The sequence below is a fragment of the Acinetobacter sp. GQ146 genome, from assembly GCF_059758585.1.
This window is the reverse complement of the sequence record NZ_JCAXDV010000009.1, coordinates 15,552-30,240: the sequence shown is the minus strand read 5'-3', so window position 1 is coordinate 30,240 and position 14,689 is coordinate 15,552. Positions and strand designations below refer to the sequence as shown.

Annotated in this window: 9 protein-coding genes; 6 read left to right on the top strand and 3 right to left on the bottom strand. The window is 44.1% G+C overall.

The genetic code is table 11. The features are described from left to right. Positions 1-10: 10 nt before the first annotated feature. The 3 genes from AC6CHI_RS13745 to AC6CHI_RS13735 all read right to left on the bottom strand — a co-directional run bounded on the left by AC6CHI_RS13745 (position 11) and on the right by AC6CHI_RS13735 (position 4,430). Positions 11-883 carry a MotA/TolQ/ExbB proton channel family protein gene (locus tag AC6CHI_RS13745; RefSeq protein ID WP_498121928.1) on the bottom strand — a complete coding sequence of 291 codons (873 nt, stop codon included), beginning with the start codon at positions 881-883 and terminating at the stop codon, positions 11-13. 30 nt (positions 884-913) lie between these two features. After that, entirely contained in the window at positions 914-1,585 is a 672-nt protein-coding gene (locus AC6CHI_RS13740) for an energy transducer TonB (protein ID WP_498121927.1), read from the bottom strand. Positions 1,586-1,748: 163 nt separating this feature from the next. Next, on the bottom strand, positions 1,749-4,430 hold the full coding sequence (locus AC6CHI_RS13735) for a TonB-dependent receptor (protein ID WP_498121925.1): 2,682 nt from the start codon (positions 4,428-4,430) through the stop codon (positions 1,749-1,751). 702 nt (positions 4,431-5,132) lie between these two features. Here AC6CHI_RS13735 and AC6CHI_RS13730 point away from each other — a divergent pair. Genes AC6CHI_RS13730 through AC6CHI_RS13705 form a run of 6 tightly spaced genes read left to right on the top strand, consistent with a single transcriptional unit; the run spans position 5,133 to position 14,651 of the window. After that, the gene (locus AC6CHI_RS13730; protein WP_498122075.1) at positions 5,133-6,941 is read left to right on the top strand and encodes an ABC transporter substrate-binding protein; all 1,809 of its coding nucleotides are present in this window, start codon (positions 5,133-5,135) and stop codon (positions 6,939-6,941) included. 34 nt (positions 6,942-6,975) lie between these two features. Next, positions 6,976-8,763, top strand: a complete 1,788-nt coding sequence (locus AC6CHI_RS13725; protein ID WP_498122074.1) for an ABC transporter substrate-binding protein — start codon at positions 6,976-6,978, stop codon at positions 8,761-8,763. 24 nt (positions 8,764-8,787) lie between these two features. Continuing rightward, positions 8,788-10,803 (top strand): M3 family metallopeptidase, encoded by a 2,016-nt coding sequence (locus tag AC6CHI_RS13720; protein ID WP_498121924.1) that lies wholly within the window; start codon positions 8,788-8,790, stop codon positions 10,801-10,803. Positions 10,804-10,815: 12 nt separating this feature from the next. Next, positions 10,816-11,754, top strand: a complete 939-nt coding sequence (locus tag AC6CHI_RS13715; RefSeq protein ID WP_458893201.1) for an ABC transporter permease — start codon at positions 10,816-10,818, stop codon at positions 11,752-11,754. A gap of 7 nt (positions 11,755-11,761) precedes the next feature. Next, entirely contained in the window at positions 11,762-12,904 is a 1,143-nt protein-coding gene (locus tag AC6CHI_RS13710) for an ABC transporter permease (RefSeq protein ID WP_498121923.1), read from the top strand. A 13-nt stretch (positions 12,905-12,917) separates the two neighbouring features. Beyond that, a complete protein-coding gene (locus AC6CHI_RS13705; RefSeq protein ID WP_498121921.1) occupies positions 12,918-14,651 on the top strand; it encodes an ABC transporter ATP-binding protein in 1,734 nt (577 codons plus the stop codon). Positions 14,652-14,689 lie beyond the last annotated feature (38 nt).

Below are 14,689 nucleotides of genomic sequence, written 5' to 3'. Positions count from 1 at the left end.
GTCCTCTTTTTTATTTATTTACGACTTTTTTATGATTCGGATTACTGCTGATCTCACCACTCAGTAAAACGGTGTGCAAATCGGAGCCAAAGCTACGTACATTTTCCATCACGGCTTTGTTGCGACGGGTTAACCAGTTGTAGCCCAGTACAGCTGGAACCGCTACCGCTAGACCAATTGCCGTCATAATTAACGCTTCACCAACTGGACCTGCCACTTTGTCGATAGAGGCTTGACCAGACATGCCAATCGCAGTCAGTGCGTGGTAAATTCCCCACACCGTACCAAACAAGCCGACAAATGGTGCAGTAGATCCAACTGTTGCTAGAAAAGCCAATCCACCGCTTAAGTGGCTTTGAATTTTGTCAATCGCGCGTTGGATGGAAATGGTCACCCAAGTATTGAAGTCAATGCGTTCTAATAATGTACCTTCATGGTTTTGGGTGGAATGAATGCCTTTTTCTGCAATAAACCGAAATACACTTTCTTTGTCTAAACTTTCTGTCGCACTTTCTAGGGTGCTGGCATCCCAAAACTCCGCATCGGCTTTACGTCCTTGTCCTTTAATTTTGGATTGTTGCAGCAGTTTGGTAATCATGATGTACCAAGTGCCAATCGACATCATGACCAGAATAAACAGGGTGGTTTTTGCCACCATGTCGCCTTCTTTCCACATGGCTTCTAAGCCATAAGGGTTATAAGCGGGTTCGGCATCAGCTTTTGCTGGAGGTTGTGGTGTAGCAGTTGTATTGCTTGATGTTGTAGTCGTGGTGGTAGCAGGGGCTGTATCTTCTGCAAATGCCGAATGAATAGGAAGTAGCGTGCTTGCTGCAAATAAGCTGGCCATTGCGATGTTTTTTACAGGTTTCATCATTTTATTCATCAATATGCTCCAATTTTGTTTTTTAATTGATTATTCCAAGACAAATTCGTAGGGAATGTCATACCAAGACTCTTGTGCTTCACCATCTTTCATTGCAGGTTTAAAGCTACAGAGACTGAAAGCCTTGGAAGCTGCATGGTCTAAATTTTTACTACCACTGGATTTTTTGACTTTAGTGTCTATGACCTTGCCATTGGTGCCGACCAGTACAGAAATCGTGACCGCTCCTTGTTCTTCATTCATTAATGCATCTCGCGGATAATCGGGTGACTTGCAACCTGCTTCGCCACGAGATACACCACGAGTCACACCTGTGGGTTTGGCTACTGGAGCTGGTGTAGCAGCAGCGACCACAGGTGCAGGTGCTGCCACAGGACTCGGAGAAACGGCTGCCGTTGGCGTTGCAGTTGTCGCTTTTACGGGTTGTGTTGGAGTGACGGGGGCGGCTTTTTGTACGCGCTCGACTTTTTCTACTGGCTTTTCAGGTTCAGGTGGAATCTCTTTCGGTTTTGGTTTTTCGGGTTCAGGTGGTTTATCTTGAATAATCATCAATTCCACCGTTTGTTCTTCTGGCTTATGGACGGTTTTGGATAAACCTGCCATAAGGGCATAAAAAATAATAAGATGCAGAAAAATGACTGCCCCAATACCAATCAGGCGTTTGGCTGAATTGTTCTCTAAATCTGTGAAACTCGTGCCCATTGTTACTCCTGAAATTTGAGACAAACAATAAATCGTTCACGCAGCACTGCTCATGAAAGATGGACGGATTGACGCTATTTGTTGTTTGGCTAAATGAAGGATTAAATGTTGTGCCCATCCTGACTCGCTGGAGGATTTCAAGTGAGGATGGGCAGAACGCCAATTAGAATTTGTAAGTCCCCCGCAAGAAGTAAGCACGTCCAGTTGGATCGCTATAGCGTGGGTCATAGCCGTATTGGAAGTTGTCCAGTACGTTCGATGCGGCTGGTTCAGCATCAAACATGTTTTTAATACCCGCAGTCAATTCTAAGTTTTTAAAGCCTTTATAGGTGCCAGAAATGTTATAGAGCGTGTAATCGCTGACTTTGTGGTGATCATAGGCATCATCACCTGTGGCATTTTGATCGTCATAACCACGGAAGAATTCTTGTTCGAAGATCAGCTTCCAGTTTTCATAACTCCAGTTAATGTTGGCGACGTGTTTCCAGCGTAATATCGCTGGATCATCATAAGTTCCAACTACACTTTCCCATTCACCACCTTTTTCTTCTTGACGGTCATATTTCATGATGTAGGTACCATCAATGCCAAAGCCAAAGCGACCAGTCGCTGTCATTGCTGTTTGATAGTTGAGGGAGACATCTAAACCTTCGGTTTTAATGCCGCCCATATTCACCAGCGTGGTGTTGATGTATTCAATACGTCCATCGGAATCACGTACAAAGCGGTCCGCATATTTCACTGGGTCAGAGAAAATAGTGGTTTCACCAATCAGACCAATCAGATTTTCAATTTCGATATTGTAGTAATCGAGGGTGAACACCAGATTCTTCATCGGTTCAAATACGAAGCCTGCATTAAATGAGGTGGATTCTTCTGGTTCTAAGTCGGATGAGCCACCCTGCATACGCATGAATTGGGTATTACATTCGGTTTGGTATTGGGGAGAGTTGGCAACTCCACCTGGGCAGAGCACAGGGTCATCATATTTTGCCCCAGTGTAGGTTTGGCTTTGTGGTGCATTCATTTCCCACAGGCTTGGCGCACGGAAACCTGTGCTGTAAGAAGTACGTAACATCAATTGTTTTAAAGGTTCCCAACGAAAGGCAATTTTGGGATTAAAGGTATCGCCAAAGTCGCTGTAGTCATCATATCGGGCGGCCAGTTGTGCTTCTAAGGTTTTGGTAATTGGAATCTGGAATTCAGTAAATACTGCTTTAATATCACGGTCACCCTTATTTACGGGTTCATCTGGATCAATACCGCTGCTCGGGACTTGGCTGACTACTTCTGCATTGACTTTGGATTCCCAATCTTGAGTGGTGAAGCTACCGCCAATCGCAAAGCCGACATCACCGGCGGGTAAAGTAAATATTGGACGGCTGAATGTGAAATCAACCGTGGTCGAATCTAGACTGGCAATATTTGAGTCACCCGTCACAGCAAAGGAATTCCATAAGCTTGGGTCAGCACTGGCACCAAAGGGGTTAATCAAGCCATCATTTAAAGCGGCCTGTAATTTGCTGCGGTTCAAATAGCCACTCACAAAACTGTCGGTGGCTTCACTTTTGGCGTAGGTGACTCCTGCATTGACATCCCAGCCATAAGCTTCACCCTCAATGCCTGCAAAAGCACGGTGCGATTCATTCACCGATTGTGAAACACGGTTACCCCCTTGCGAACGTAAGTACAGTTGCAGTGGATCGCCACTTAAACCGCTGACCGCGGGGGTAATGCCATTGCCTGGGTAATAAGGACTGGTAGAAGGTAAGGTGACTGAGCGACTATAGACATCGGGTGCAATTGAGGTAGTCACTTCACTGTGAGAATAAATATATTCACCAATGGCATTGAAGGTATCACTGAGTTTGAGCGTACCTCGACCCATGGCAGAAAGGGTTTCTGATTCAGGTACAATCCCAATGAGGGCTTGAGTGTTGAGATAACAGAGCCCACCATCCGCTACGACATTCGGTGTGTTATTACAGTTGCTATTGCCATAAGGATTCGCGAGTGTGCCACTGGTGGGATCATAGAAGTTTGCGGGAAAACCATTGGCAGAACTGGCATCAATACCGAGTTCTGGTAATAATCCACCACGTTCACTGACTTTCCGATCTTTTGCCATAATGTCATTAGAACGACGATAGTCCACCACGCCAAAAACATTAAAGCCTTGTTCATCTAGATCGCCATAACCACCAAAGATTTGAATGTCTTGTTTATCACCGCCTGATTGTTCCGGTTGAATCAGACCGCCACTAATACTTAAACCCTCATAACTTTTTTTGGTAATGAAGTTAATCACCCCAGCAATTGCATCGGCACCATATACCGCAGAAGCACCATCACGCAGAATTTCAATCCGATCAATCATTGCCATTGGAATGATATTCAGGTTGGTGGTGGAGGTACTGAAAGGGCTATAGGCAAGTCGGCGGCCATTGAGCAGCACCAGTGTCTTATCTGTACCCAAGGCGCGTAAGTTGGCCGATGAGCCTTCGGTACTGCTTGCCCCGACGTTTTGTGCAGTTGAATAGCCTGCTTGGTTGGCACTGACTTTGGTCAATGCTTCTTCGACGGTGGTAATCCCCTGATTGGTGAGGTCTTCGCCTTTAATAATGGTAATTGGGGAAGCACTTTGCGCGGAGACCCCTTTAATTGAAGATCCTGTAACTGTAACTTTGGCAACTTTTACCGGTTGTTCTTGTAGTTCTGTACTTTCTGTTTCTTCGGCATGAGCTAAAGACAAGCACATCATACTTAAACTAAGTGTACTTAATTTAAGAATGGCTTTGCTAACTGACGGCTTGGCCACCACCTTAGCATTTTTGTTCTTTATCATAGTAAAAGTAATCCTTTTTTTGTATTTAGCAAGATTGCTGGCTAGGTTTAAGCAATAGCGATGCCAATTTGTTTTTAACGGGTTGTTAAAATTTTAAATTATTGAAAAATAAGTATTTTATAAAATTAAAATGTTGTTTTAATCACAATGTTTATTAGCTATATAAGTAGGGGATATGAAAATTGAGGTATGGGTAAAAATGCGTCAATTTGGAACTTATGGTCAGGTTTGGTTTTTATCTTTTTATACTTTTTGTTTAAAAAATAAACTAATTGGTGGTTTTTCACTAAATCATAAATAAATTTTATAAAACGTATAAATGTTAAAATTTAATAAAAACAGTAATTTGAATATATTTTTTGTTATAAAAAAATATGGTATGTGCAATTATGAATCAACTGTGTGTTTTTTTTGTGCGTTATGTATACCCTTTTTGTGGGCATTCTTCCTGTACATTTTAGTCAATAAGACTCCAAATTGAGTTAGATGAAAATATGATAAATATCTAATAAAAAATAACTTTAAATTAAGTAGGTTTTTTAAAAACTAGCAAGTTCTTAGCGATGGCACGAAATTCGCTTTAGGAGCAAATCATAGTTAATTCATGACATAAGCAGAGGACTAATTCGAGAGAATTTGCTTAAATGGAACATGAATAACAATAAACACATCAGTTTAAAAACAATGAATAAACCGGCGTTTATGCAGGTCTCACAGGAAAGGTCAAAATTGGAAGCCAAAAACTTAAGAATTGCCATTTTAACCCTGCTGATTTCATCGGGCTGTATGCAGCTAGCCAATGCCGCAGCGCAGTCCAACAAGATTTTACACGTAGCAATGGAAGCCCCTGATGATGGTTTTGATATGGTCAAAACTTATAATTTTTACAGTGGAAAAATTGCTGAAGTCATTTTTGAGCCGTTATTGAAATATGATTATTTGGCGCGACCTGTGCAATTGGTGCCGAATACCGTACAGGCGTTGCCGCTGATTGAACAAAATGGCAAGCGATACACTTTTAAAATTAAGCCGGGAATTTATTTTGCGCCTGATCCTGCGTTTAAAGGGCAGCGTCGTGAACTGAAAGCTCAAGATTATATTTACAGTATTCAGCGCATTTTAGATCCCAAAAACCGTTCCACCACCTATTCCTTCATTGATGGCAAAATTGTCGGGGGCAATGAAGCTCATGCGCTGGCCAAGAAAACTGGAAAGTTTAATTACGATGCTCCGATTGCAGGTTTAAAAGCGCTGGATCCTTATACCTTACAAATCACCTTGACCCGTCCTGATTATAATTTCCAGTACATTCTGGCCTATGTCACCTTTGGCGCAACGGCACGTGAGGTAGTTGAATATTATGGAGATCGTATCGCGCAGCATCCTGTTGGAACTGGACCGTATCAACTGAGTAAATACGTACCACGCAGTAAAATAGAATTGACAGCCAACCCGCATTACCGTGGTTTTGTCTGGAACTTTAAATCCACAGGTACAGCTTGGGATAACCGACTGGTGCAAGAGATGTCGGGTAAACAGATGCCGCAAATTGCTAAAGTTGTGGTCAGTATTATTGAGGAAGAACAGTCGCGTTGGCTGGCCTTCAAAACTGGGCAGCTCGACTTTGACAAATTGACCTCGAATGCTGTGCCACAAGCCTTAGATGGACAGAAGCTGAAACCCGAATTGGTGAAGCAGGGTATCCAGCATTATCCCAACAAAGATCCTGAAATTACCTACACCATGTTCAATATGAAAGATCCGATTGTCGGGGGATTCAGCTTAGACAAAATTGCCTTACGCCGTGCCATTACTTTGTCGTTTAATCAAGACGAAGCCATTAAACAACTCTACAAGGGTCAGGCGGTGAGGTCGGAAATGCTCATTCCAGATGGCGTTCAGGGTTTCAATCCGAATTACCGCAGTAGTTTGGCCTATAATCCTGTATTGGCCAATAAACTGCTCGACCATTTTGGTTATAAAAAGGCCGCAGATGGTTACCGGACTTTACCTACAGGTAAACCACTGACGTTAATGTTTATGACCGAAAACAGTTCCGGTTCTGTGGTGCAGTCCGAGTTGTGGAAAAAGAATTTGGATGCGATTGGCATTCGGGTGGATTTTAAAGTCAGTAATTTTGCCGATAACTTAAAAGCAGCAACCCAATGCAAATATATGATGTGGGGCGGGGCATGGATTGCGGATTATCCAGAAGGGGAAAATTTTGCCCAATTACTGTACGGGCCGAATGCTGCTCAGGGTAATTTAAGCTGTTATCAATCGAAAAGCTATGATGCTTTGTACAAGCAAATGTTGAGTTTGGCGCCACAGCAACGCTTGCCCTTTTATGAAAAATTAAGCCGCCAAATTGAAGCGGATAATCCGTGGATTATTCATAGCAGCCGCATTCGTAACTGGTTACTGCATCCACAAATTCAGGGCTTTAAAGCGCATCCCATGATGAATAGTAACTGGCCATATCTGGATATCCAGTCTGAAAAAAATAAATGAGTGTGGAATAAGAATGAACGTTTGCAATAAAAAAATGCCACATTGGGGCAAAGGGCTATTGGCAGGCAGCCTGTTATTGAGCATGTCGGTGAACGCGCTGGCACAAAGTCCTGCCGACCCACACAAAGTCTTGCGCTATGTGTTTCCTGTGGCGGAAACGGGGTTTGACCCAGCGGGAGTGCATGATCTGTATTCGGCGCATGTGAATGGTTCCATCTTTGAAACTTTATTTACTTATGACTATTTGGCTTCACCGGCTAAGTTGGTTCCACGTACCGCAACCGCCTTACCAGAAGTCAGTGCGGATGGTTTAACCTATACCATTCATCTGCAAAAAGGCATTTACTTTGCTGCCGATCCCGTGTTTAAGGGCAAAAAGCGGGAACTGACCTCGGCAGATTATGTCTATACCTTTAAACGCTTACTCGACCCGAATTTACGTTCTCCCAATAGCTGGTTACTCGACGGGCGTATTCTAGGTATGGATGCCGTGTTAAAGCAGGCGGCCAAAACAGGCAAATTTAATTACGATCAACCTATTGCCGGTCTGCAAACACCAGATCGATATACCTTGGTGATTCGACTCACCAGTCCCGATCAAAACTTTCCGATGTTGCTAGCCCACCAGCCTGCGGGTGCCGTGGCACGTGAAGTCATCGAAAAATATCGCGATAAAGCTGGATTTGTGATGGGGCATCCTGTCGGAACTGGACCGTATCTGCTGACGCGCTGGACGCCAGGTTCACGGATTATTTTAAAAGCCAATCCTGATTTTCACAGTTTTGTCTGGAACTTTAAGGCATCCACGCCAGAAGATCAGCGCATTGTGAAAGCCATGCAAGGCAAAAAAATGCCGCAGATTGGTGTGATTGATATTCAGGTCATGGAAGAAGGGCAGTCACGCTGGTTGTCTTTTATTAAAGATGAAATTGATCTGTTTGCCTTGGATGGTGAATTAACGGTTCAGGCTTTGCAAAATGGTAAACTCAAACCTGAACTGGCGAAAAAAGGTGTTCAACTGTCGCGGATTACCGATCCCTCGATTGATTACCATTATTGGAACATGCAAAACCCTGTGGTGGGTGGCTTTAGTAAAGACAAAATTGCTTTAAGACGTGCCATGGCGATGGCCTTTTCGGCGGATAATTACATCAGTATTTTACAAAAAGGCGATGCCGAACGCTTACAAGCCCCGATTCCAAACGGTGTGGTGGGCTATGATCCAAACTATAAAAGCAGTATCCCTTACTCAGTTAAAGCGGCCAATTTATTGTTAGACCGTTATCACTATAAAGTCGCTGCGGATGGATGGCGCACTTTGCCGAATGGTAAACCTTTGCAAATTAATATGACGATCTCAGGGAATAGTGCACGCAGCCAGCAACAAGCCGAATTTTGGAAGAAAACGCTGGATAGCATCAAAATTAAAATGAGTACCCAGTCCTTGCCATTTGCTGAAGCACTCAAGTTAGAAAAGCAGTGCAAGACCATGTTTAAAAGCTCGGCTTGGATTGCCGATTATCCAGATGCCGACAATTTTATGCAGTTGTTCTATGGCAAAAACATTAACGTGACCAACAATGCCTGCGTCAAAATTCCTGAATATGACCGTTTATATGAGCAAACGCAAAAAATGCCGCCCAGCCCTGAGCGGGATGCCTTATATCGGAAAATGTCACGCTTACTAGAAGTCTATATGCCAGTACAAATTATTGGGGCACGTTATCGCAACGTCTTGGCTCAGCCGCGCGTGATGGGTTTTAAAAAGCATCCGATTTTGCCTGCGGAATGGATGTACATCGATATTGATATGAAGAAATAGAAATTAAATAAAACTGGAGTAATGATGAACAACCCGACCTTTAAATTGACCGCACTCGGTATTTTGACTTTTGCTACCCAGCAGTTTGCTTTTGCAGATTCTCCTACGCGTCAGACCTTGCCGCAGTATCAAGCCCAAGATATTCCAGCATTATGTCAGGCTAAAATTCAGGATATTCAAAAACAGCTCAAGCACTTTGAAGCTAAACCCATTCAGGCGCAGCATGATGCTGCCCCCGTATTGGCGGAGTGGGATCGGATCTTTGCCTCATTTGAAGATTTTTATGGCCCCATAGGTTTATACAGTAACGTATCGCCAGATGCAGCACTGCGTAAAGCAGCCGAAGATTGTGAAATCAAGATTAGTCAGTTCCAAACCGATATTTATCAAAATGCCAAGCTCTATCAACCAATTAAGAACAGCAAAGCTACAGATGCAATTGATGCGAAGTTTCGTGAAGATTTACTCAATGAATTTGAAAAAACAGGGATTCAGCTGAGTGCTGAAAAGCAAGCACGTTTAAAAGTGATATTGGCAGAACTGGCGAAGATTGAGCAGGAATATGCACGCAATGTCCGGGATAATCCGGAAAAACTGGAGTTTACCCCTGCTGAGTTGGCGGGATTGCCGGCAAGCTATCTCAATGCCTTAAAGAAAAGTAAGCAAGGCAATTATTTACTTGGCTTTGAATATCCAGAATACCGTCCCTTCATGGAATTGGCCGACAACGATGCTGCACGTAAACGTTACCAAATTGCCTATACCCGCCGCGGCGGAGAGCGCAATTTACTTTTGCTGAAGCAAGCCATGGATTTACGTTATGAACTGGCGCAATTGTTTGGTAAATCTAGTTATGCCGAATGGGCACTGCATAAACGCATGGCAGAAACCCCTGAGAACGTGAATAAGTTTTTAAGCGATGTACATGCCACGGTTGTGCCTTTGGAACAAAAAGAAGTACAGACCTTACGCGAGTTCCAAGCCAAAACTTTAAATATTCCTATCGAGCAAGCCAAAATTGAGCGCTGGAGTGAGGCCTATTGGAGTGAAAAGCTGCGCAAAGCCAAGTATCAGGTTGATCAAGAAAAAATGCGCGAATACTTTCCCACTCAAGCCGCACAAGACTGGCTGTTTGCCATTTCAGCGCAGTTGTATGGCATTCAATTCAAGCCTGTAAAAGTTGAGGTCTGGCACAACGAAGTTGAATATTACGATGTCATCGACAATCAAACAGGGCAGCTTTTAGGTGGTTTATATGTCGATAAATTTCCGCGTGAAGGCAAATATGGACATGCTGCAGTTTGGGGGGTATATGGTGGTAGTCGCTTAACAGGACGTAAACCAATAGCCGCCTTGGTCACCAACTTTAACCGCAAAGGTTTAAACAGTGATGAATTGGAAACCTTTGTGCATGAGTTTGGACATGCTTTACATGGCATTTTGTCGAATACCCGTTACTCAGGGCAATCCGGTACCTCCGTTGAGCGTGATTTTGTCGAAGCACCGTCACAAATGTATGAGGAATGGGCACGACGCAAAGAAACTTTATCGAAGGTCGCCGATTATTGCCAATCCGCTTGCCCGCGAGTCGATGATGCCTTAATTGCCAAACTCAACGCTGTGCATCGTTATGGGCGTGGTTTGCACTACGCACGTCAAACTTTATATGCGCAATACGATATGGCATTACATGGGCCTGATGCTCTAAAGGCACAGCCAATCGAGGTCTGGAAGAAAATGGAAGGGGCGACAGCACTCGGTTATGTGCCTAGCACCGAGTTTCCTGGACAGTTTGGTCACATCATGGGTGGCTATCAAGTGGGCTACTACGGTTATATGTGGTCTGAAGTGATGGCCTTAGACATGTTGTCTGCCTTTGGCAAGAATTTAAATAATCCTGCAGTGGGGCGGCGTTATCGTCAAACCATTTTATCGCAAGGCAGTCAAAAACCTGCTGAAGACTTGGTCAAAGATTTCCTAGGACGCAAGCCAGACAGCAAAGCCTTTTTTGATGAAATTACCGGTCAACGGGTTCAATAGGGAGCAATCTGAATGCTGGCATATATTATCCGTCGTATCTGGCAGATGATTCCCACCATGTTGGGTGTCGTGCTGCTGATTTTCTTTCTGTTTAACTGGGTGGGTGGAGATCCTGCTTATATTTTGGCGGGTAAAATGTCCAATCCTGAACAGATTGAAAATATTCGCCAACAGTTGGGGGTAGATCAACCCTACTATGTGCAATTGTGGATTTTTATTAAGCAGATTCTGACTTTTGATTATGGCTTGAGCTGGAGTACAGGAGAGTCAGTTTCGCAAATTATCAGCACCCGTTTAGGGCCATCACTGACCTTACTCATTCCGCTTACCCTTTTACAAACCGTGATTTCGATTATTTTAGCTTTAGCGGTCGCTGCGGTACGCGGCACTTTAACGGATCGTATGGTCATGATGCTGTGTACCATTGGTATGTCGATCAGTATTTTGGTCTACATCATTGTGTTTCAGTATGTTTTTGCCTACCAGTTAAGCTGGTTTCCGGTGCAAGGCTGGAGCGATAGCCTGAGCGAAAATCTATTTAAATATGCCTTGTTGCCGATTCTGATCATGTTGGTGGTCAGTATTGCGCCAACCTTAAGACTTTACCGCAGCTTTGTCCTAGATGAAGTGAATCAGGATTATGTCCGAACCGCACGTGCCAAAGGGGTCGGTGAACGTCGCATTTTGGGCGTGCATGTTTTAAGAAATGCCTCCATCCCGATTATTACTGATGTCATGGCCAGTCTACCCGCACTCTTGATTGGCGCTTTTTTGATTGAACGCTTCTTTGGTATTCCAGGGATTGGACGTGAAGTGATTATTGCAGTGGAACGCAGTGATTTTCCTGTGATTAAAGCCATTACCGTGTATGTGGCTGCAGCCACCATGATTTTTAATCTGATTGCCGATTTGGTTTATAAGCTGGTCGACCCACGTGTACAGTTGAAGTAGGTGAATTATGCTCAGTGTATTATTTAAAAGAAAAGCACTCGATTCATCTGAAACCCCATCTACTGGGCTCTGGCATTTAGCCCTGCGTCGCCTTAAAGCGGATCGTATTGCCATGATCTCATTGTTTGTGGTGCTGTGTTATTTTGTGATGCTGCTGTTATCGATGACAGGGGTGATTGCTTCCAACTGGAATAAAGAAGTCGCGGTGAGTTATGCGCCACCAACCTTTATTGGCGCAGACCCTGTCAGTACACCCACTGAAAAAGAAGCGGCACAAGCAGAAGCTCTGCCTGAAAATTCAGTCGACCCCTTAAAAGATGTAATGCGTGAACTCAATGCCGAAATTGCTCAAGAGCAGGGAGCAACCGCAGCGATTGACTACTATGGCGTGGTTGATCCTCTGGCAGCGGATATGCAGGCGATAGATCAACAATTGGATGGGCATTTACTCGACCAACAAGCAGAACTCAAGCAAACCCTGCCTTTTGGCGCGGATAAATGGGGGCAAGATGTTTTGCAAAAAACCATTAAAGGGGCGGAAACATCCATTATTGTTGGAGTGGTGGCTGCATTATTGGCCGTCTTGATTGGTACGGTACTTGGGGCGATTTCAGGGTATTTTGGTGGTTGGGTCGATGATGTCTTGAACTGGTTTTATAACATCTTCACCTCGATTCCCTATTTGTTACTGATTTTAGCCATTGCCGCGGTGTTGCAGCAAAAAGGTATTCTGTCGATTGTGCTGATTCTTGGGCTTACAGGGTGGACGGGGGTTTACCGTTTAATCCGTGCTGAATATATGAAGCATACATCCCGTGAATATGTACTGGCGGCCAAAGCCATTGGCGTGAGTCATTTTCGCCGTATGTTTGTGCATATTTTTCCCAATGTGAGTCATATTGCCTTGGTGCAAGTCTCAATTTTGGTGGTGGCATTTATTAAGTCTGAAGTCATTCTGAGTTTCTTGGGCTTTGGCGTCCCTGTCGGGGTGGTGTCATGGGGCAGTATGCTCAATGAAGCGCAAAGTGAATTGATTTTAGGCAAATGGTGGCAGTTGATTGCTGCTTCTGTGGCAATGGCAGTCTTGGTCACGGCATTTTCGATGTTTACCGATGCCTTGCGTGATGCTTTAGACCCAAAACTAAAATAAGAGGTGTATGAATATGGCTGAACTGCATCAACCTTCAATATTATTAAAAGTTGAAAATCTAAAAGTCAGTTTTAAAAGCGAAAATAAGCAATATATTGAAACGGTCAAAGGCATTTCATTTTCAATTCCTGAAAATACCACTGTTGCTTTGGTGGGGGAGTCGGGGAGCGGGAAATCGGTGACTTCTTTAGCCACTATGGGGCTGCTGCCGCCAGAACAAAGTCAAATTTCGGCAGATAGTAAGATCTTGTTTGAAGGCAGAAACTTACTGGCTTTGTCTCGTGCTGAAATGCGCAAGATGTGTGGAAAAGACATCGCCATGATTTTTCAGGAACCGATGTCTTCTTTAAATCCTGTGTTTACCGTGGGAGATCAGATTGCAGAAGTACTCAGACTACATTTGGCGATGGGACGGAAACAGGCCAAAGCTCGTGCCTTAGCGCTACTCAAAGAAGTCGGTATTCCTTCGCCTGAAACTAAGATGGATGCTTATCCGAGCCAGCTCTCGGGTGGTCAACAACAACGGGTGATGATTGCCATGGCGATTGCCTGTGAGCCTAAGTTGCTGATTGCGGATGAACCGACCACAGCCTTGGATGTCACCATTCAAAAGCAAATTCTAGATTTATTGCAGGATTTACAGCAGCGTCGCAAGATGTCGATGCTGTTTATTACCCATGATCTGGCACTGGTCAGTGAAATTGCCGATCACGTGATTGTGATGCGTCATGGTGAAATTCGAGAGCAAGGTGCAGTGCAACAGGTGTTAGAACAGCCGCAGGATATTTATACCCGTGCCTTATTGCAATGTCGTCCGCAATTGTCACAGCGGCCGTATCGCCTGCCGATGATCAGCGACTTTATGCATCAAGAAGGCAGTACATGGATTGAAAATACCGCAGCACCTCTTCAAGTACGCCCTCAGCGTCAACGCGGGCTAAAAGGCAATGAAGAGATTATTCTTGATGTTCGTGATCTTAAAAAATCATTTTATAGTCGTAAAGGGCTGTTTGGACGAGAAGAATACCAGGCGGTTAAAGGGGTGTCTTTTCAGTTGGCGAAAGGTAAAACTTTGGGGTTGGTAGGGGAGTCCGGTTCAGGTAAAACCACCATTGGGCTTTTACTGATGCGTTTGCAACAAGCCACAGGTGGATCAGCACGGATTGATGGGCAAGATATCTTGGCCATGTCAGACAAGCAGTTTGCGCAGTTCCAGCGTAAAATTCAGATTATTTTTCAGAATCCTTATGCCTCCTTAAACCCGCGCTTTACAGTAGGACAGATTCTCATGGAACCGATGCAGATTCATGGCATTGGCGAAAATGAGGTAGAGCGAAAAAAAATAGCCTTGGATTTACTGGAACGGGTCAGTTTGCCCGCATCAGCATTTCATCGTTACCCGCATGAATTTTCAGGTGGTCAGCGACAGCGGATTGCGATTGCACGTTGCTTAACCCTCAAGCCTGAAATCTTAATCTGTGACGAATCTGTTTCGGCACTGGATGTTTCAGTGCAAGCTCAGGTGCTCAATCTGTTACAAGATTTACAAGACGAATTTGGATTGAGCTATATTTTTATTTCGCATGATTTGTCGGTGGTGAAATATATTTCCGATCAGGTCATGGTGATGAATCATGGTGACATAGTGGAAATTGCTAATTCAGATGATCTGTATCAATCCCCGCAGCATGACTATACCAAGCGCTTGTTAGGTGCGATTCCGAAAGGTATTGCGTCGGTTACCTGATTTAAACGACATAAAAAAACCGCCCAAAGGCGGTTTTT